The organism is Bradyrhizobium sp. RDI18 (assembly GCF_043203335.1).
Classification (GTDB): Bacteria; Pseudomonadota; Alphaproteobacteria; order Rhizobiales; family Xanthobacteraceae; genus Bradyrhizobium; species Bradyrhizobium retamae.
The window spans coordinates 4568405-4586192 of record NZ_JBICRN010000008.1 but is presented as its reverse complement, the minus strand read 5'-3'; the positions used below and the strand labels follow the sequence as shown (position 1 = coordinate 4586192).

At 63.9% G+C, this 17788-nt stretch carries 19 protein-coding genes; 11 read left to right on the top strand and 8 right to left on the bottom strand.

Translation table 11 applies throughout. The features are described from left to right. Positions 1–35: 35 nt before the first annotated feature. Positions 36–467, bottom strand: a complete 432-nt coding sequence (locus ACFXS9_RS31300) for a nuclear transport factor 2 family protein (protein ID WP_392695659.1) — start codon at positions 465–467, stop codon at positions 36–38. A gap of 122 nt (positions 468–589) precedes the next feature. On the opposite strand from ACFXS9_RS31300, the gene ACFXS9_RS31295 reads away from it, so the two are divergent. Then, positions 590–1201: a GyrI-like domain-containing protein gene (locus ACFXS9_RS31295; RefSeq protein ID WP_392695657.1), complete on the top strand. Its 612-nt coding sequence runs from the start codon at positions 590–592 to the stop codon at positions 1199–1201. Positions 1202–1231: 30 nt separating this feature from the next. After that, complete coding sequence (locus ACFXS9_RS31290; protein ID WP_392695655.1) at positions 1232–1438, top strand: hypothetical protein; 207 nt, start codon at positions 1232–1234, stop codon at positions 1436–1438. Positions 1439–1449: 11 nt separating this feature from the next. On the opposite strand, the gene ACFXS9_RS31285 is transcribed toward ACFXS9_RS31290, so the two are convergent. From ACFXS9_RS31285 to ACFXS9_RS31270, 4 genes are all read right to left on the bottom strand, one after another. Continuing rightward, positions 1450–2376, bottom strand: a complete 927-nt coding sequence (locus ACFXS9_RS31285) for a hypothetical protein (RefSeq protein WP_392695653.1) — start codon at positions 2374–2376, stop codon at positions 1450–1452. A 13-nt stretch (positions 2377–2389) separates the two neighbouring features. Continuing rightward, positions 2390–3718: an HlyD family type I secretion periplasmic adaptor subunit gene (locus ACFXS9_RS31280; protein WP_392695650.1), complete on the bottom strand. Its 1329-nt coding sequence runs from the start codon at positions 3716–3718 to the stop codon at positions 2390–2392. Further along, positions 3715–5394, bottom strand: a complete 1680-nt coding sequence (locus ACFXS9_RS31275; RefSeq protein ID WP_392695647.1) for a type I secretion system permease/ATPase — start codon at positions 5392–5394, stop codon at positions 3715–3717. Before ACFXS9_RS31275 ends, ACFXS9_RS31280 begins: the two co-directional genes overlap by 4 nt. A 198-nt stretch (positions 5395–5592) precedes the next feature. Next, positions 5593–5883 carry a hypothetical protein gene (locus ACFXS9_RS31270; RefSeq protein ID WP_392695644.1) on the bottom strand — a complete coding sequence of 97 codons (291 nt, stop codon included), beginning with the start codon at positions 5881–5883 and terminating at the stop codon, positions 5593–5595. Between the two features lie 209 nt (positions 5884–6092). Here ACFXS9_RS31270 and ACFXS9_RS31265 point away from each other — a divergent pair, with 209 nt between their 5' ends. From ACFXS9_RS31265 to ACFXS9_RS31255, 3 genes are all read left to right on the top strand, one after another. Beyond that, complete coding sequence (locus ACFXS9_RS31265; protein ID WP_392695641.1) at positions 6093–7337, top strand: NAD(P)/FAD-dependent oxidoreductase; 1245 nt, start codon at positions 6093–6095, stop codon at positions 7335–7337. 186 nt (positions 7338–7523) lie between these two features. Then, positions 7524–7712 (top strand): hypothetical protein, encoded by a 189-nt coding sequence (locus tag ACFXS9_RS31260; RefSeq protein ID WP_392695639.1) that lies wholly within the window; start codon positions 7524–7526, stop codon positions 7710–7712. Positions 7713–7980: 268 nt separating this feature from the next. Beyond that, on the top strand, positions 7981–9069 hold the full coding sequence (locus tag ACFXS9_RS31255) for a sensor histidine kinase (RefSeq protein WP_392695636.1): 1089 nt from the start codon (positions 7981–7983) through the stop codon (positions 9067–9069). A gap of 39 nt (positions 9070–9108) precedes the next feature. On the opposite strand, the gene ACFXS9_RS31250 is transcribed toward ACFXS9_RS31255, so the two are convergent. Continuing rightward, complete coding sequence (locus ACFXS9_RS31250; protein ID WP_392695633.1) at positions 9109–9315, bottom strand: hypothetical protein; 207 nt, start codon at positions 9313–9315, stop codon at positions 9109–9111. A gap of 264 nt (positions 9316–9579) precedes the next feature. On the opposite strand from ACFXS9_RS31250, the gene ACFXS9_RS31245 reads away from it, so the two are divergent. Genes ACFXS9_RS31245 through ACFXS9_RS31225 form a run of 5 tightly spaced genes read left to right on the top strand, consistent with a single transcriptional unit; the run spans position 9580 to position 14870 of the window. Then, entirely contained in the window at positions 9580–10497 is a 918-nt protein-coding gene (locus ACFXS9_RS31245) for an ABC transporter permease (protein ID WP_392695630.1), read from the top strand. Further along, a complete protein-coding gene (locus tag ACFXS9_RS31240; protein ID WP_392695628.1) occupies positions 10494–11375 on the top strand; it encodes an ABC transporter permease in 882 nt (293 codons plus the stop codon). Before ACFXS9_RS31245 ends, ACFXS9_RS31240 begins: the two co-directional genes overlap by 4 nt. After that, on the top strand, positions 11372–12349 hold the full coding sequence (locus ACFXS9_RS31235; protein ID WP_392695625.1) for an ABC transporter ATP-binding protein: 978 nt from the start codon (positions 11372–11374) through the stop codon (positions 12347–12349). The genes ACFXS9_RS31240 and ACFXS9_RS31235 overlap by 4 nt, the downstream gene beginning before the upstream one ends. Then, a complete protein-coding gene (locus ACFXS9_RS31230; protein ID WP_392695622.1) occupies positions 12346–13296 on the top strand; it encodes an ABC transporter ATP-binding protein in 951 nt (316 codons plus the stop codon). The genes ACFXS9_RS31235 and ACFXS9_RS31230 overlap by 4 nt, the downstream gene beginning before the upstream one ends. Positions 13297–13340: 44 nt before the next feature. After that, positions 13341–14870 carry an ABC transporter substrate-binding protein gene (locus ACFXS9_RS31225; RefSeq protein WP_392695619.1) on the top strand — a complete coding sequence of 510 codons (1530 nt, stop codon included), beginning with the start codon at positions 13341–13343 and terminating at the stop codon, positions 14868–14870. 102 nt (positions 14871–14972) lie between these two features. Here ACFXS9_RS31225 and ACFXS9_RS31220 read toward each other — a convergent pair whose 3' ends face one another. Beyond that, on the bottom strand, positions 14973–15374 hold the full coding sequence (locus ACFXS9_RS31220) for a hypothetical protein (RefSeq protein WP_392700364.1): 402 nt from the start codon (positions 15372–15374) through the stop codon (positions 14973–14975). On the opposite strand from ACFXS9_RS31220, the gene ACFXS9_RS31215 reads away from it, so the two are divergent. Further along, on the top strand, positions 15264–16283 hold the full coding sequence (locus tag ACFXS9_RS31215) for a serine hydrolase (protein ID WP_392695616.1): 1020 nt from the start codon (positions 15264–15266) through the stop codon (positions 16281–16283). The two genes, ACFXS9_RS31220 and ACFXS9_RS31215, sit on opposite strands and share 111 nt — an antisense overlap. A gap of 19 nt (positions 16284–16302) precedes the next feature. On the opposite strand, the gene ACFXS9_RS31210 is transcribed toward ACFXS9_RS31215, so the two are convergent. Then, complete coding sequence (locus tag ACFXS9_RS31210; protein WP_392700118.1) at positions 16303–17778, bottom strand: amidase; 1476 nt, start codon at positions 17776–17778, stop codon at positions 16303–16305. Positions 17779–17788: the final 10 nt, after the last annotated feature.

Here is a 17788-nt window from a genome sequence, read left to right as displayed (position 1 = left end):
CAGCACCGGAACGCGAACCGTGTGGGAAGCGGAATTCAGATGATGCCGCGTTCTTTCAGAACGGCTTGCTCGTCCCCTGACACCCATCCAAAGATCTTTGGTGTGTCTTCGAGCTGCTGCACCAGATAATGGACCTCAAAATCGATGGAAACATCCGGCTCGCTGCCACGGTTGTAGATGGCGGTCCAAGCGACGTGCGCCAGGCAATGGTGCTCGTCGATCGGTGCGATGCGGACATTGCGAAGTCGCATATCCTTCGTACCGATCCGGCGATAATTTTCAAACCCCTGTTGCATCATCTGCTTCAGGTGTTCGTCATTTCGGCCGACACTGACGCCAGCCGGAGAGGCCGCAACGAACGCGGTGGCGTATGAGGACACCACTTGGTCCATATCCACTTGATCCCTAAGCGCCGTTCGGAACAGGTTCTCATAGCGCTCAAACAAGTCCTTTACGTTCTTTTCCATGCCGCCTCCCTCACTATGGCTCTCCGGGCTCAGTGCATTCTGCGCGAGGTGGTCTAGTGTGGTCCAGTAAGGCTGATCTGGTTCGGCCGTCCAAACATATCCGGAATGCTGTGAGGGGGTAGATGGAAAAGCTGGATCTAAAGAAGGTGAGGAAGCCACTCTTTGCCGCTCCCCTTAACCGCTTCGTGACGATCGATGTGCCGCCGGTTTCCTACCTCATGGTGGATGGTCGTGGTGACCCGAACACAGCCCAAGCCTATAGGCTCGCCGTCGAAAGCCTCTACGCGACGGCCTTTACGATCAAATTCTCCTGCAAGGCAAACGGGAACGACTTCGTCGTGATGCCATTGGAGGGACTCTGGTCAGCTCCCGACCCTGAAAGCTTCTCCGCACGGCGTAAGGACGAATGGGAGTGGACCATGATGATCATGGTGCCGGACTATGTGAATGACGAAACCTTTCTGGCCGCCAGGATCAAGGCGCGAGAGAAGCTCGGCGCGCTTCCTGACAGTCTGAGGCTCGAAAGCCTGGAGGAAGGCCTCTGCCTCCAGGCATTGCACGTGGGCAGCTACGACGACGAAGGACCGCTGCTCGCGAGGTTGCACGGGGAGATCATGCCTTCGGGCGGCTACGATTTCACCGGTCGGCATCATGAGGTCTACCTGAGCGACCCTCGCAAGACGGCGCCTGAAAAGCTCAAGACAGTGATCCGCCAACCTGTGCGGCAGAACTGAAAGTCCGCGAACCACTCCCGCATCGCGACAATGCATCATCGCCTCGCTGTAATTTTCGCGCGAAACTTTCCGCTGAAGCTGCTGCGTGCGCCGGTCCGCATCCCCGCATTCCGAGAAGCCCTGCAGTGGCCGGCGTCCTTTCACCTGGATCCCGCCCTTGTTTGGCTGCGCGAGATCATTACCGACGTTGCTGCCGAGGTTGACCGGACTCCGGCCACGCAAATGAAGGTTGGGTAAAAGCTGATCTCTCAGAAATGATGGATCCCCAGCGCCGAGAATGCGCCGTCATGCGGCTCATGGCCGTCCATCGTTGGCTGGCCGAGAAAGCCGAGCTGCAGCGGGATCGGATGTAGCAGCGAGGTCGGTATCGCGCCCGCGGTGTCGAGCAGCGGTATGTCGTGCTGCGCGGTGCCGGAGAAATCCGTTGTGCTGGATGTCGGGCCGGAAAGGTTCGTCGTCAGCGGTTCGAGCAGGCTGGGGGCCGGCGCGTCATGGATCAGGCCGGTCACCGTGCCGGTCAAGCCGTCGAGGAGATGGCTCGCGGTGCCGGTCACGGTCGCCGTCAGTTGCCCTACGGTGGCACTCACGCTTGCGATCGTGCTCGATACCGTTGCAAGCGCGGTGTCGACGATGCCGGTGAGGCTGCCTGCAAGGTTGTGAGCGGACGCGCCAAGATCGAATGACGGTGATGCGATGCTGCTGCCGGACGGCGCGCTGCCTGCGCCTGCCGATGGCGCGTGATCCAGAGCTGCGCTGAAGCTCGATAGCGCGGGCGTCGATGTAAAAGCCTGCGTGGCGAGCACGTCGCCTGATGGAGCTTCGGCGAGCATCGCGGTCGTATCTTGCGGCGTGTTCGTTGCCGTGGCGTCGGCGTGGACCGCAGGCGAAAGGTCGGCCGCAGGAGGTTCGATCACGCCGGCATGCTGGTCGTCATGGCCGGGTGCGGGATCGGCCGGCTGCAGCGCGGCCGGGACCATATCTGCCGGAGGCGGGTGCAGGGCAGCCGGCTGCGCCGCGCGGGCTTCCCCTTCGTGCTCCAGGCGGTGCAGCGCCGTGTCGGCGTCGTTGAGCAGGCCGAGCAGCATGGTGGCGAAGGCAACCGATTCGGTTGCCGCGAGATGCCGGCTGCGCTCGGCTTCGTCGGAGCGGCGGGCATTCTTGACGGCGTCGGCCATGGCCATCTCCTCCTCAGCGCTCGCGGAACGCGCGGGTGATCTCGTCGCGCAGCGGACCGAGCAGATATTCGAACAGGGTGCGCGGACGCGTCGGCACGATCACCTCGGCCGGCATGCCGGCCTGCAGGTCGATGCGCGACTTCTTGACGTCGTCGGGATCGAGCGCGACCTCGACGGCGTAATAGCCTAGCCCGGATTTGTCGTCGGTCAGGCGGTCGGCGGACACCGTGTGCACGGTGCCGTAGAGCCGGGGACGCTCGATATAGTTGACGCCGGTGAGCTGCACCTCGGCACGGTGGCCGACGGCGACTTCGTTGATATCGGAGAGTTTCAGTTTTGCGGCGGCGATCAGCGGATTGTCGGTGGGCACGATGTCCATCAGCCGCGCGCCGGGCTGGATCACGCCGCCCTCGGTAAAGACGTCGAGGCCAACGACGGAGCCAGTCGCCGGCGCCGTGATCCGCGTGCGGACCAACACGTCCGTGGCGGCGTCGATCTTGGGCGTCAGTTCCGCGAGCTTGTTTTCGCATCCGCGCAACTGGTCGGTGATCTCGCTCATCCGTGCGCGTTCCACCCTGGCGATCTCGAGATCGTTCTGCGCGATCTGCTGCTGCATGCCGGCGATGCTGGCCTGCTGCGCGCCAATATCGGCCTTCAGCCGGGCGTCCTCGCGCTGCAAAGCAAGGATGCGGGTCTTTGGCGTATAGCCTTGCGCGAACAGATGTTGCGCGCCATTCATCTCGTCGGTCAGCAGTTCCCGCTGTTTCTCGGTGCCGGCAAGCTGCGCCTGCGTGCCCGCGATCTGCGCTTCGAGCTCCTTGATCTTGCCGCGCAGCACCGCCGTCTCGGCGGCGAACTGGTGCTTTCGCGCCGCCATCATCGCGGTCTCGTTGGCCATGGCCTGGCGCGACGCGGATAGTTCGCTGCGCGCGCGGAGATGTTCGTCGAACTCCGGCGCATCTTTTCGGTCTCGTTCGGCGACCAGCCGTGCGCGCGCGGCGAGCGCAGCGTCGCGATCGGCCGTGAGCACATCGAGCTTGGCGCGCGGGTCGCTGTCGTCTAGCCGGATCAGGAGCTGACCTTTTTCGACGCGCGCGCCGTCGCGAACGGTGAGCTGGCGGACGACGCCGCCATAGGGGTGCTGCACGCTCTGCCGCCGCCCCTCGACCTGGAGGTTGCCGCTGGCGATGGCTGCGCCGGAGATCGGCGCGAGCGTTCCCCACATCGTCATCGCGGCAAGGAACGCCGCCACCACGCCGGCACCGAGCAGCGCCGGCCGCGAAGGGCGTGCGTAGCGCGCACGGTCGCGCATCGGGGCGAAGCCGTCGCCGATCGCCGTCATGACGCGCGCCCCGCGGCAGCCTGCTGGAGCGCGTGGTAGACCTCGCCCGGCGGACCCAGCATGTCGAGCATGCCGCCCCGCAGCACCATCATGACGTCGACGATGTCGAGGATGGTGGTGCGGTGGGTGATCACGATGATGGTGGCACCCTCGCTCTTGGCCTGCAGTAGCGCCACCTTCAGCGCCTCTTCGCCGGGGGCATCGAGATTGGCGTTGGGCTCGTCGAGTACGAGCAGGGGCGGGCGGCCGAGCAGCGCCCGCGCCAGCGCCAGACGCTGCCGCTGCCCGCCGGACAGGCCGACGCCGCCGGGACCCAACCGTGTGTCGTATTGCTTCGGCAGGTCGAGCACCATCTCGTGAATGCCGGCGCGCTTGGCGGCGTCGATGATCTCGTCCGTCGAAGCATCGCCGAAGCGGGCAATGTTCTCGCGCACGGTGCCGGCGAACAGGCCGACGTCCTGCGGCAAATAGCCGACATGGCGGCCGAACTCGAGCGGATCCCAATGGCTGTAATCGAGCCCGCCGAAGCGCAACCGTCCATCGGAGGGTAGGATGGCGCCGACGAGAAGGCGGGCCAGCGTGCTCTTGCCGGAACCGCTCGGGCCGACGATGCCGAGCGCCTGGCCGCCGCCAAGCTCGAACGTCAGGTCCCTGATGACGGGCTCCTTGCGCGCCGGCAGCAGGCAGCGCAATTCGCGCACTTCGATGGTGTTGCGCGCCCGCGGCACGATGGTGTGCGGTGGCGTCAGGTCGATCTCGCCGAGCAGCTCGCGCACCTCCGCATAGGCCTCGCGCGCGCCGATGAACTGCTTCCAGGTGCCGACCGCCTGTTCCACCGGGACCAGCGCCCGGCCCATCACGATGCTGGCGGCGAAGATGGTTGCCGGCGTGATCGCGTGGTCGATGGCGAGCCAGGCGCCGGTGCCGAGCATCAGCGATTGCAATAGCAGGCGGAAGAAGCGGATGGTGGAAGTCATCACCGCGTTCTTGTCGCTGGCCTGCGCCTGCTGCACCAGCATCGACGAACGCTGGCTCTGCCAGTTGCGTTCCACCGCCGGCTGCATGCCCATCGCGCGGATCACGTCGGCGTGGCGCAGGATGTTTTCGGTGAACACATAGGACTGGTTGCCGGCGGCTTCGGCTTCCTTCATCGGGTCGCGGGTCATCACCTCGTTGAGACCGGCGAGGCCAAGCAGGAGAAGCGCGCCGATGGTCGCGACGATGCCCAGCAGCGGATGAATGAAGAACAGCAGCATCAGATAGATCGGGATCCACGGCAGGTCGAACGCGAAATAGATGCCGGGGCCGGTCACGAAGGTGCGGAACTGATCGAGATTGCGCAATTGCTGCGCGCCGCGCGATGCGCCGCGCTGCGCCGAGCGCACCACCAGCGCCTCGAACACGCGCGCGGACAATTCCATGTCGAGGCGGATGCCGCAGCGGATCAGGATGTAGGAGCGTACCGCGTCCAGCGCCGCCATGGTGAGCAGTGCGATCGCCAGGATCAGGGTGAGGAGGACGAGCGTGGAGACGTTCTCGTTGAGCAGCACCCGGTTATAGACCTGCATCAAATAAAGCGGCGAGCTCAGATAGAGCAGGTTGATGGCGCTGGAGAACAGCCCAGCCCAGAGGAATTGCGGCCATAGTGCGACCAGCGCCTGGCGAACGTCATCCATCCGTCGCGCCGGCGCGACGGAGTCGTCAAGGGCGGTCAGCATGCCCGTAGGCATTCGGCAATCACCTTAAGCGAGTTGACGTGGGGCGAGTTGACTTGGCGCTGCGCGATCCACTCGCGCAGTGCATATATCGGAGACGTGACGTGGGGATGCGCTCCCCACGCCGCGCGGTTTTGAAATGTCCGAACTCAACTGGAGTTAGGCGAGGCCGTGGAGCAGGCCACCGACATCGAGATGGCCGACATCGGCGCTGGCGCCGATCAAGGTCGGTGCGGAAACCGAAGCGTCGACACCGTCGAGCCCTGCCGAGAGGCCGATGCTCGGGTTGGTCTCAATCACTGCGCCGAGATCGAGCGTGTTCGACAGGTCCGCCGTGCCGCTGGCGCTGGCAGAAGCGCTTCCGCTGGCGCTTGCGCCGCCGAGTACGCCGGTGGCGGTTCCGAGCAGGCCATCGACGGTACCAAGCAGGTTTCCGAGTAGTGCAGCCATATAGTCAACTCCTATGAAGGTTGGCTGGAATGCGACGAACGTCGCGGTGCAAGAAAGCCACGGGCGTCGGAAAGGTTGCAGACTCACATGCGGCGTTTTGGTGATGATTTGTTGGGAAGGGAACTTCCGGTGTTGCCGGTCGGCGGTGGTCCGAGCATGATGTGAAGTCTCCTTTGTAAGATCTCCTTGGGAAGGCGTTTGGAAAGTTGATGCCGGAAGATAATGCGGATGTCGTGGTGCTCGGCGCGGGCATCGTCGGGGTATCGACGGCCTTTGCCGCGCGGCAGCGCGGGATGTCGGTCGTACTCGTCGATCGGCGCGAGCCGGGCAGCGAGACCTCATACGGCAATGCCGGCATCATCAGCAGCGGCTCGATCACGCCGCTCAACAATCCATCGCTGTGGACGTCGCTGCCGAAATACCTGACCAACCGCCATGCGCCATTGCGCTGGAATCCGCTTTGGGCGGTGAAGAACGCGGGCTGGGTCGCGCGCTTTTTGGCCAATTCGGCCGCGTCGCGACTTGGGCCGCGCGCGACCGCGCTGCATGGCTTGATCGATGTATCGGCGAAATTGCATCGACAATGGATCGTGCAAGCGGGAGCGGGACATCGCATTCGCGAGACCGGTTGGCTCAGGGCGTGGCGCAGCGATGCGGTTCTCGCGGCGAAGCAGGAGCAGGCCATGCTGGCAGAATACGGCATCGCCAGCGAATGGCTCGACCGCCAGGCCATCTCCGCGCTCGAGCCGGATATTGTGCCCGTTTATAAAGTGGGCCTGCTGCACACCCAGACCGCCTCGGTCGACTCGCCGGGCGAAGTGGTCAAGGCCTATGCGCGAATGTTCGCGAACGCCGGCGGCCAGGTGAGGCAGGCGGACATCAAGGCGATCATACCCGACGACAATGGCTGGCGCGTGGTGCTGGCCGAGGGCGAGATTTCGGCGCGGCATGTGGTGGCCGCGCTGGGTCCCTGGTCTGCGGATATGTTGCGGCCGCTCGGCTATCGCGTGCCGCTGGCCTATGAACGCGGCTATCACCGCGAATTCAAGCCGAACCCGGCGCGCTCCTTGCGGCGTCCGATCTATGATATCGACGGCGGTTTTATCATGACGCCGATGGAGCAGGGTATCCGCGTCACCTCGGGCGTCGAACTGACCGATCGCGATGCGCCGTCCTCGTTCGCCCAGCTTGACCAAGTCGTTCCGCTCGCGCGTGGCGTGGTCGAATTCGGCGATGCCGTCGGCGATGCATGGCGCGGCTCACGGCCGACGCTGCCCGACAGCCTGCCGATGATCGGACCAGCGCCTCGGCATGCCGGCCTGTGGCTTGCGTTTGGCAACCAGCACATCGGCTTCACGACCGGTCCCGCAACCGGCGCCGCCATTGCCGCCATGATTGGCGGCGCGCCGCCGCCTTACGACGTCGCCCCGTTTGCGCCGGCTCGCTACGTTTGACTGAAGGCTCATCAGGCCGCGGCCATCGCTGGCTTTGACGCGCGGTGTCCGACGCGGTCTGCGGCATGGACGACTGCCGGACCTTTCTGGACGTCCCTTCATTTGCCGCCCGGCGCAAGGAAGCCTCGCTTGGCTGCCATACCCAAGTATGAGGGAACGGATGTCGCTGCCGTTCATTGACCGTTCATGGAGCGGATCTTCCTCGCCGTTATCGTCTCAGCCCTGATGTTGCTCATCGGGTCGGCGACGATGCTCGTCTACGGCACGAGGGAATCGGCAGCTCTGCTGCGTCTTCCGGCACAGGAGCAAACGCCGGTTAAACCGTCATCGGTCGCGGTTTTGCCGCTTGGCACCGCGGCGGCGGGCCGACGGTAGGGATTTGCATGGTCCGCGGCTCCAGTCGCTTCGACCGCGGCGGTCCGGGAACCGAGAGATATCTCGATGTCGGCGACAAATATCGCTCCGAAGCAGCTTCAGCCCACGACCTTTCCAAGACGTTTTCCCCTGGCCCCAAGGTGGAGTCGCGCGCCGCCGCAGGCGATTTGACTGGCACGGACGCGCCAGAACCTTATTATTCTCAACGTACGTCCTGCATGGATTGCGGGACAGGAGCGAATCCCGCCCGGCAACCAGGACAGGTAAAATGGGTGACCCAGAAGAGGGTTCCACGTCTGCTTCGCAGCAGGTCAATGATCTGTTCGATGCGCTCGATATCACAGAAGCGATCAACTCCCACGAATTCAGACTGTTCCTCGATCGGTTACCGATCGCGGTGGTCATCTCCAAAATAATCGGTGGAGACCAGCGCATAATTTTTGCGAACAAGTCCTACGAGGCGCTGACGGGACAAACCGCTTCGGAGATCAAGGGAAGAGGTTGGTCGGTACTGGAGTCGTTCACGCTCGAAGGACAACCTGATGTCACCTTCACCAAGTCGCTACTTAACTGCGATGACTTTATCGGGACGTTTCAACGCGAGCAGCCGAAGCACTTATTGGTAGATGCATTTGCCGGCGTGATCCAAAACGAGGACGGAACGGAGGACTATCGCATTGTCGCGCTGATCGACATCACCGAGCGCGCAAAATCGCAACGTGAGGAATTTGAGCGGCAATTGCGCGATAAGGATCTTTTGCTGAAGGAGTTGCAGCATCGAGTAAAGAACAATCTGCAACTGATCGCCGCGCTCATCCGCCTTGATATTCGCAACCAAAACAGCGCTGACCGGGCGGCGCTGGATCGTCTGGCTGGACGCATCGAATCGTTGGCCATTCTCTACCGAGAACTTTCCGGCGACGGTCTTGGTCAAACCATCGATCTTGGCCAGTATCTTACACAGATTGCGTCCGCCGTGACGCGTACTCACGGTCTTGACGGCGTCAGACTGGACCTCAAAGCCGACCAGGCTCCGATTTCAATCAACGTGGCGATGCCCGTGGGACTTCTCGTCAATGAACTGCTGACGAATGCATTCAAGTACGCCTTTGATGGGCGTGAATCTGGCACATTGACAGTCAGATGCCTGCAGGAGCGCGACGACTACTATCGGGTGGTGGTGGCAGACGACGGGAACGGACTTGCCGAAGGCGCAAAGTGGCCCATGCCCGGGAAGCTTTCAGCACTCATGCTCAGTACATTGACGGAGAACGCCAAAGCGGATTTCGATGTCGACAGCGCCCCTGGCAAGGGAATGCGAGTGCGCATCGGATTATTCAAAGGCCCTGCACGTTGAGCTGAAACCCGCTCCCATGCCGACTTGGATGCCGCTTCATTAGACGATTTCGTCCAGACAACTGACGCGGATATGATCCGGCTGCTTAATCAAACGCAGCAGCAGATGAGCCATTGATAGCTCGCCGCCGGTCTTCGTGCCCCAGTTTGCTCCGGGAGGACCGCCACTCCGCAGCAAAGCCATTGAATTCATTTGATTTTTGGGCGCGAAGGCGTTGCCCTGACCGGACGTCAGAACTCCCGCCATGGCATGCACATTGCATTCGCCTCCATGGCGTGGACGGGCGCTACGCTCGCACCACGTTCCTCAACGCCTCGCTCGGAACGCGGCAGCGAGCCGCGGCTCGAATCGATCTTAGGTGAGACCAACATTCCAAGACGTGCACACCCTGCACGAAATATCGCCGCCTCTCTTGCAAGGGACAACTGTTTGATGACACCGTTACGTTCGCTTTGTTGTATGGCGGCCTATCCGAGAACGCGTTCCGGGTCGGTCGTGGAGTCCTGATAGATGTTGCGTCTGATTGCCCGGCGTCTTGCTCTCGGTGTGCTGGTCGCGCTGACCGTCATGACGCTTGCATTCCTGCTGACGCGGCTGTCCGGCGACCTCGCGGTTTCGATCGCGGGTCCGCAGGCGACGCAAGCCGACGTCGAAATCGTGCGCAAGGCCTATGGCCTCGACCGCCCGCTCTACGTCCAGTTCTTCGCCTGGACCGGCCGCGCCATGGTCGGCGACTTCGGCCAGAGCTATTTCTTCAAGGACAGCGTGGCGAACCTGATCCAGAAGCGCCTGCCGATCACGCTGACGCTCGGCCTGGTCGGCCTGAGCCTCGCTTTGATTGTCTCGCTACCGCTCGGCATCCTGGCGGCGCTGCGCGAAAACACCTGGATCGACCGCGGCGTCACCCTGTTCACGATGGTCGGTCAGGCCGTGCCGAGCTTCTGGCTGGCGCTGATTCTGATGATCGTGCTCGGCCTGCAGCTCGGCATCCTGCCCATCTCCGGCACCGGCACCTGGCAGCATTTCGTGATGCCCGGCATCGTGCTTGCCTTCACCGCGATCCCGGCGCTGACGCGGCTGACGCGCTCCGGCATGATCGAGGCGATGGCCTCCGATTACATCCGCACCGCCCGCGCAAAGGGCCTGTCGCGGGCGCGTATCATCTTCAAGCACGCGCTGCGCAACGCCGCCATTCCCGTCGTGTCGATCGCGGCGGTCCAGCTCGGCTTCATGCTGGGCGGCTCGATCGTCATCGAAACGGTGTTCGCGCTGCATGGCGTCGGCTATCTCGGCTGGGAGAGCATCGCCAAGAACGATTTCCCTGTCGTGCAGGCGGTGGTGCTGGTGCTGGCCGTGTTCTATATCGGCCTCACGCTCTTGGCCGACATCCTCAATGCGCTGCTTGATCCGAGGCTGAGGACCGGATGAGCGAGCCGATTGCCATTCAGGCGCCGCAGCCTTCGAGCATAGGCAGCTCGCGCATCGGCGCCGCCGGCTTTGCGATCGGGATTGCCATTGTCGCGATCGTCCTCGCGGCGGCGCTCGTCGGCAACGCGCTGGTGCCGCAGGATCCGTTCACCCAGGACCTCGGCAATCGCCTCAAGCCGCCGTTCTGGATGGAGGGCACCGAGCCGGGCCATTGGCTCGGCACCGACCAACTCGGCCGGGACTATCTCGCGCGGCTGGTCTATGGCGCGCGCATTTCGCTCCTGATCGGCATCATGACGGTGATCACGTCGGGGCTGATCGGCATCACGCTCGGCGTGCTCGGCGGGTTTTTCGGCGGCCGCGTCGACGATTTCGTGCTGTTCGCCATCACGACGCGATTGTCGATCCCTGTCGTGCTGGTCGCGCTTGCGGTGGTCGGGCTGATGGGATCGGGCCTCGGGCTCGTCGTCGCCACCCTCGGGCTGCTGTTATGGGACCGCTTCGCGGTCGTCGCGCGCGCGACCACCATGCAGGTCCGCAACCACGATTACGTCAGCGCGGCCTGGTGCGCCGGCGCCTCGATGCCGCACATCCTGATCAAGGAAATCTTGCCGAACATCGCGAGCCATCTTGCCGTGGTGGCAACGCTGGAGATGGCGCTGGCCATCCTGCTCGAGGCTGCCCTGTCGTTCCTGGGGTTGGGCGTGCCGCCGCCGCTGCCGTCATGGGGGCTGATGATCGCCGAGGGCAAGGATTACATGTTCTTTTCGCCCTGGGTGATCATGATCCCCGGCGTAGCCCTGGCAGTTCTGGTGCTCGGCATCAATCTGGTCGGCGACGGACTGCGCAATCTGCTCGGCGCGGAGCGGCTGCGATGAGTTCGCTCTTGGACGTGGAGGAGCTTCAGGTAACGTTCGGCCGCACCGCGGCGGTGCGCGGCGCCTCGTTCCGGGTCGAGAGGGGCGAGACTCATTGCCTAGTTGGCGAGTCCGGCTGCGGCAAGTCGGTGACCGCGCTGGCGGTGATGAGCCTGCTCGCCCGCGGCGGCCAGCGTTCGGCGAAAAAGATGAGCTTCGCCGGCACCGACCTCACATCGCTGTCGGACCGCGAGATGGCACGCCTGCGCGGCAACCGCATGGCGATGATCTTTCAGGAGCCGATGACCAGCCTCAATCCGGCCTTCACCATCGGTTCGCAGATGGCGGAGGTGATGACGCGCCACAAGGGCGGCTCGCGCGCGGCGGCCCTCGACCGCGCCGCCGAACTGATGGGCCGCGTCGGCATCACCGCACCTGGCATGCGGCTCGGCCAGTTTCCGCACCAGCTCTCCGGCGGCCTGCGCCAGCGCGTCATGATCGCGATGGCGCTGATGTGCGATCCGGAACTGTTGATCGCCGACGAGCCGACCACCGCGCTCGACGTCACCGTGCAGGCGCAGATCCTGCGGCTGCTCGCGGGTCTCAAGCGCGAGCTCGGCCTCTCGATCCTGCTGATCACCCATGACCTCGGCATCGTCGCGCGCGTCGCCGACCACGTGTCGGTGATGTATGCCGGCGAGGTGGTCGAGCGCGCGCCGACCGCGGAACTGTTCCGTGCGCCGCAACACCCTTACACCCGCGGTCTTCTGTCCTGTGTGCCGGTGCCCGGCCGCGTGCAGCGCGACCGGCCGCTCGGCTCGATTCCCGGCGTCGTGCCGGCGATCGGGCCCGGCTTTGCCGGCTGCGCCTTTCGCTCGCGCTGCGCCCACGCCGACGAAACCTGCGCGCGCGCGATACCGCGGCGTCGGGCGGGCGATGCGCATGATTATCTTTGCCGGCTCGAGCCGGACTGGGCGGAGTTGCAACCCGCATGACCGCCGCGATCGAGGTCGAGAACCTGCGGTGCGAATTCCGCGTCCACACCGGGCTGATGTCGGCGGAAAAGCGCGTGGTCGCGGTCGACGATGTCACCTTCAGCGTGCCGGCCGGCAGCGTGCTCGGCATCGTCGGCGAGTCCGGATGCGGCAAATCCACGCTGGCCCGCCTGATCCTCGGGCTGCTCAAGCCGACGGCGGGAACCGTGCTGGTCGATGGCAAGCGCCTGTTCGACCTCGACCGCAAGGCGCGGGCGCGCCTGATCCAGCCGGTGTTCCAGGACCCGTTCGCCTCGCTCAATCCGCGCCGGCGCATCAAGGATATCGTCGCGCTGCCGCTTGCAGCCCAGGGCACTTTCTCGCGCGGCGAGATCGAGCGCCGGGTCGGCGGCATTCTCGAGCGCGTCGGCCTGTCGGCCGCGATGGGCGAGCGCATGCCGGCGCAACTCTCCGGTGGGCAACGCCAGCGCGCGGCGATTGCCCGCGCATTGGTGCTGGAGCCGCGGATCGTGATCTGCGACGAGCCGACCAGCGCGCTCGACGTCTCGGTGCAGGCGCAGATCCTCAATCTTTTGGCCGACCTGCGCCGCGACCTCGGGCTGACTTACCTTTTCATCAGCCACAACCTCGCCGTCGTCGAGCATGTCGCGAGCGAAGTCGCGGTGATGTATCTCGGCCGTTTCGTCGAGCGGAACGAAACCGACGCGCTGTTTCGAAAGCCCCGCCACCCCTACACCCAGGCGCTCCTGGAAAGCGTGCTGACGCCGGAGCCGGGCAAGGGCGTGCCGGATATCGGTCTCGGCGACGCCATGCCGGATCCGTCCAATATTCCGCCGGGCTGCCGGTTCAACCCGCGCTGCCGCATCGCGGTCGAGCGCTGCCGCCATGAGGCGCCAATGCCCATGGTCCGCCCGCCCCGGGGGATGGTAGAATGTCACTTGGCATAGGGCGTCTTTTGCGCCGTCTGTAATAGAAAAAAATGGAGAGCGATATGCGTATGCAAAAAAAGCTCGGCGTTGCAATTCTGGCGGCGGTTCTATCGGGGGCCGGTGCATTGCCCGCTACCGCGCAAAAATCCGCCCACACGCTGCGGATCGTGATGCGCGACGCGCTGCCCAACATCGATCCCTTCTATAACAATTTGCGCACCGGCGTGGTGATGCATCACCAGGGCTGGGACGCGCTGGTCTACCGCAATCCCGATACGTTCAAGCTCGAGCCGCTGCTCGCAACCGAATGGAAGCTGCCGGATCCGACCACGATCGAGTTCAGCTTAAGGCCCGGCGTCAAGTTTCATGACGGCAGCCCGTTCACGGCCGATGACGTCGTCTACACCATCAATATCGTCGCCGATCCGGCGAGCCGCGTCTCGACCCCGTCGAATTACAACTGGATCGACAAGGCGGAGAAGACCGGCGACCTTTCGGTGCGCGTCAAGCTGAAGCGGCCGAACCCGGCGGCGCTGGAATATTTCGCGCTGGTGCTGCCGATCTATCCCAAGGCCTATCGCGAGAAGGTCGGCGCAGAAGGTTACGCCAAGGCGCCGGTCGGCGCGGGTCCCTACAAGGTGACGAAGGTCGAGCCCGGCGTCTCCATCGACTTCGAGCGCTTCGAGGACTACTGGGCCGGCAGTCCCAAGGGCAAGCCGGCGATCAAGAAGATGAGCGTGCGTTTCGTGCCGGATGCCGGCACCGAGATGACGGAATTGCTCGCCGGCCGCGCCGACTGGATCTGGAACATGAACCCGGACCAGCTCGAGCCCGTGAACCGGATGCCGCATCTGCAGTCGGTGCGCAAGGAATCGATGCGGATCGGCTTTCTCTCGATGGATGCGGGCGGGCGAACCGGCGCCGACAATCCCCTGACCAAGCTCAAGGTGCGGCAGGCGATCTGGCACGCGATCGACCGCAAGGCGATCGCCGACAAGCTCGTCACCGGTGGTAGCCGCGTTCCGTCTGCGCCCTGCTTCCCCTCGCAGTTCGGCTGCGATGCCGAAGCCGCGGTGGCCTACGCCTACGATCCGGCGAAGGCGAAGCAGCTTCTCGCCGAGGCTGGCTATCCCGATGGATTCGACGTCGAGCTTGCCAGCTACGTGCTGCCGCAATGGGGCTCCTCGGTGCAGAACTATCTGCATGCGGTCGGCATTCGTGCCAAGCTCAACCAGCTCCAGACCGCGGCGCTGATCCAGCGCGCCAAGGCCGGCGAACTGCGGATGTATCTCGGAAGCTGGGGCAGCTATTCGATCAACGACGTCTCGGCCATTCTGCCGAACTACTTCGACGGCGGGGCCGACGACTATGCGCGCGATCCCGAGGTGACGACGCTGCTGTTGCAGGGCGGATCGACCATCAATCCGGAAGCGCGCAAGGAGGCCTATTCGGCGGCGATCAAGAAGATCACCGAGCAGGCCTACTGGGCGCCGCTGCACACCTATGTGACGACCTACGGCCACTCCAAGCAGCTCGATTTCACGCCGTATCCGGACGAACTGCCGCGGTTCTATCTGGCGAAGTGGAAGTAGAGCCGGCGCACCGGTTTTCCCGGAGAAAGCAGCGATTGGGCGGGATGACGATTCGAAGATCAGTCATCCCACCCCACATCATCAAGCGGGCAGGGCGCTTGATCAAATGACCGTGTTCTTGAGGAGCGATCGCAGGGACAGCGCGTTTCGGCTGGGAGCATAACCCAGGGGATCACCACTGCCGCGCGGATCTGTCATGTTGTTTCTATCAATCACCGCTTCGCCCCGCTGACAGCAGCGGCCGGCGATTTCGCGGTACATCTCCAAATGGCAACGGCTTCGATCAGATGGTGGTGTCGCGCTGCAGGCTTGACCTTTCTGCTTGCCTGCCTGTCCGGTTCGGCGCCAGTTGGCATTGCCGACACTGATATGGAATCGCGGGTTCGAGACCTCGTGGCAGGCCACCTCGCCCCCGAAGCGACGGCTGATCATCCGGGCGGGACCGCATCCGCAGTTTACATCGCCGGCCGCGTGGAATTTTTTACCTACGGCTTCGCGGATCAAGCCAAGAAAACGACAATTACGCCGGACTCGCTGTTCAATATCGCGTCCATGCGCAAGGTGTTTGAAGCTACGCTGGTGGCGCTCGGAACGCTTCGTGGCGAATTGAGGTTGGACGATCCCATCGACAAATACGTCACCGAATTGCGGGGGGACTATATTCGTCGGGTCACGATCGGCGAGCTTGCAAGCCATACGTCCGGCCTCCTGCTGCCAACGGATCATCCGCCATGGCCCAACGAGACGTACTCGTTGGCCAAGTTTCTCGACATACTCAACGCCTGGACTCCCCCTGCGGGCGAGCAGCCGCGCAAGCAGCGCGTCTATACGCACGCCGGCTATGTGCTGTTGCAGCTCGCGCTCGAGCGTCGGTATGGGCTTCCAATCAAGGAACTGGTCGAAACCCGCATCCTGAAGCCTCTCGGCATGAACTCGACGCTGCTTCCGGACCGCGGGCCGGACAATCGCGCCATCATGAGTCCGGAGTTCATGCAGCGCGCCGTCCAGGGCTACTCCGATGACGGAACGCCAATCGGGCCGCCTGGCAACCAGCAGAGTTATTACCATTTCGCCGGGACCGGACAGATGTTCTCGTCGGCGCGGGATCTGGCGATTTTCCTTGCTGCTTGTGTCGACGGCAGAGCGATCGATCCGCAGTTGCGCGAAGCCTTGCAGATCACGCAGCGCGAGATGTTCCGTGTGAGCGAGATGTTTGGACAGGCGATGGCCTGGGAGAATGTCGACGTCGATGGGGTAAGCATCGTCGACAAGCCGGGCGGTCTCAACAACGCGTCGGCCTATATGGGGCTGGTCCCCGCGCGAAAGGTCGGCGTGCTCCTGCTCGCCAACCGCGCCAACTTTCCGACAGAAATGGCTCGCTACCGTATACTTCCGGCGCTATCACGAATGTAGATGGTGCCGAGCGCGCCGTTCAATCGCTCGTCACATGAACGCCGGGCTTCTGGCCCGCAGTCCACTTGCCGTCGATCGCGCGCTCGATCTGCGCCGCGAGCTGCAACAATAAGCCGTCATTGGCCTGCTTCGCGATGGCCTGGATGCCGAGCGGCAGGCCGTGTTCGTGGGTGGCGAGCGGCAGCGAGATCGCGGGGATGCCGCAGAGATTGGCGAGCGGGGTAAAAGCAAAATTGCGCCAGAGGTTGCCGAACCAGTCCAGCACGTCGGGATTGTCGCTGATCGTGAGATATTCCGTGGTGCCGACCTTCGGCGTCGGCAGCGCGGTGATCGGCGTCAGGATGATGTCCCAGTCATCGAAGAACGCGCCGAAGCTGCGCGAGGTCGTGTTGAACACCGCCTGCATGCGGGCACGGTCGGCGTAGGATGTGTGCCGGCCACGCTCCCAGATCCGGATATTGATTGGCTCGATCAGATCTTCCGGCGGCTGTTCGAGGCCGCGCGCCGCCAGCATGTTGGAGATCACGACGGCAAAATTGCTGATGTAGCAGGTGGTCTGCGCCGCGAAGGCTTCGCCATAGTCCAGATCGGGCAGGGCGTAATCGACGTGATGGCCGAGGCCCTCGAGAAAGCGCCCGGCCTTCTGCAACTCGGCTGCAATATGCGGCGTCGCACGGTAATCGCCCCACTGATACGACAGCGCGATTTTCAGCCGGGCAGGATCGCGTGCGATCATCCGCGTGTAAGGCTCCGGCGGACTCCAGAACGGCATGAATTCGCCCGGCGCCGGACCGCGGCAGGCATCGACGAAGGCCGCGGTGTCGCGCACCGTGCGCGACTGGCAGCCTTGGATCGAGACCAGCCCGCTCAAGTCGGAGAGGAGCGGCGACAGCGAGAATACGCCGCGCGAGACTTTCAGCCCGATATTGCCGTTGACGCCGGCAGGAATCCGGATCGAGCCGCCGCCGTCGGTCGCGTGCGCGATCGGCACCGCGCCGGCGGCGACCGTCGCAGCGCTGCCGGCCGACGATCCGCAGGTGGTGTAGTCGGTATTCCAAGGGTTGCGGGTAACGTAGACAGCGGGATTGTCGGCCGAGCTGCAGACGCCGAATTCCGGCGTGGTGGTGCGTCCGATCAGATTGAGTCCGGCCGCGCGCATCCTTCGCGTCAGGAACGTGTCGGCCGCGGCGCGATTGCCGCGCATATAGAGCGAGCCCATTTCCTGCAACCGGCCCTTCAATGTCGGACCGAGGTCCTTCATCAGGAACGGAAGTCCGGCAAAGGGACCATCGAGATTGGTGCCGTCGGTCGCAGGATCCGCGACCGCATCCTCGAACACTTCGACGACGGCAGAAAGTGGGGGATCGACCTTGGCGATGGCGGCGGCGGCCTGCGCCGCCAATTCTTTGGCCGTCAACTCGCCCTTCGCGACACGCGCGGCCAGCGCCACGCCGTCGTGTGCGGCCCATTCGTCCCAGCTCATCGGCAAATTCATGCAGTCGGTC

Bases quoted from the DNA above. Each gene is read 5' to 3' on its own strand.
- ACFXS9_RS31300 (WP_392695659.1), bottom strand. From the start codon at position 467: ATGGAAAAGAACGTAAAGGACTTGTTTGAGCGCTATGAGAACCTGTTC.
- ACFXS9_RS31295 (WP_392695657.1), top strand. From the start codon at position 590: ATGGAAAAGCTGGATCTAAAGAAGGTGAGGAAGCCACTCTTTGCCGCT.
- ACFXS9_RS31290 (WP_392695655.1), top strand. From the start codon at position 1,232: ATGCATCATCGCCTCGCTGTAATTTTCGCGCGAAACTTTCCGCTGAAG.
- ACFXS9_RS31285 (WP_392695653.1), bottom strand. From the start codon at position 2,376: ATGGCCGACGCCGTCAAGAATGCCCGCCGCTCCGACGAAGCCGAGCGC.
- ACFXS9_RS31280 (WP_392695650.1), bottom strand. From the start codon at position 3,718: ATGACGGCGATCGGCGACGGCTTCGCCCCGATGCGCGACCGTGCGCGC.
- ACFXS9_RS31275 (WP_392695647.1), bottom strand. From the start codon at position 5,394: ATGGATGACGTTCGCCAGGCGCTGGTCGCACTATGGCCGCAATTCCTC.
- ACFXS9_RS31270 (WP_392695644.1), bottom strand. From the start codon at position 5,883: ATGGCTGCACTACTCGGAAACCTGCTTGGTACCGTCGATGGCCTGCTC.
- ACFXS9_RS31265 (WP_392695641.1), top strand. From the start codon at position 6,093: ATGCCGGAAGATAATGCGGATGTCGTGGTGCTCGGCGCGGGCATCGTC.
- ACFXS9_RS31260 (WP_392695639.1), top strand. From the start codon at position 7,524: ATGGAGCGGATCTTCCTCGCCGTTATCGTCTCAGCCCTGATGTTGCTC.
- ACFXS9_RS31255 (WP_392695636.1), top strand. From the start codon at position 7,981: ATGGGTGACCCAGAAGAGGGTTCCACGTCTGCTTCGCAGCAGGTCAAT.
- ACFXS9_RS31250 (WP_392695633.1), bottom strand. From the start codon at position 9,315: ATGGCGGGAGTTCTGACGTCCGGTCAGGGCAACGCCTTCGCGCCCAAA.
- ACFXS9_RS31245 (WP_392695630.1), top strand. From the start codon at position 9,580: ATGTTGCGTCTGATTGCCCGGCGTCTTGCTCTCGGTGTGCTGGTCGCG.
- ACFXS9_RS31240 (WP_392695628.1), top strand. From the start codon at position 10,494: ATGAGCGAGCCGATTGCCATTCAGGCGCCGCAGCCTTCGAGCATAGGC.
- ACFXS9_RS31235 (WP_392695625.1), top strand. From the start codon at position 11,372: ATGAGTTCGCTCTTGGACGTGGAGGAGCTTCAGGTAACGTTCGGCCGC.
- ACFXS9_RS31230 (WP_392695622.1), top strand. From the start codon at position 12,346: ATGACCGCCGCGATCGAGGTCGAGAACCTGCGGTGCGAATTCCGCGTC.
- ACFXS9_RS31225 (WP_392695619.1), top strand. From the start codon at position 13,341: ATGCGTATGCAAAAAAAGCTCGGCGTTGCAATTCTGGCGGCGGTTCTA.
- ACFXS9_RS31210 (WP_392700118.1), bottom strand. From the start codon at position 17,778: ATGAATTTGCCGATGAGCTGGGACGAATGGGCCGCACACGACGGCGTG.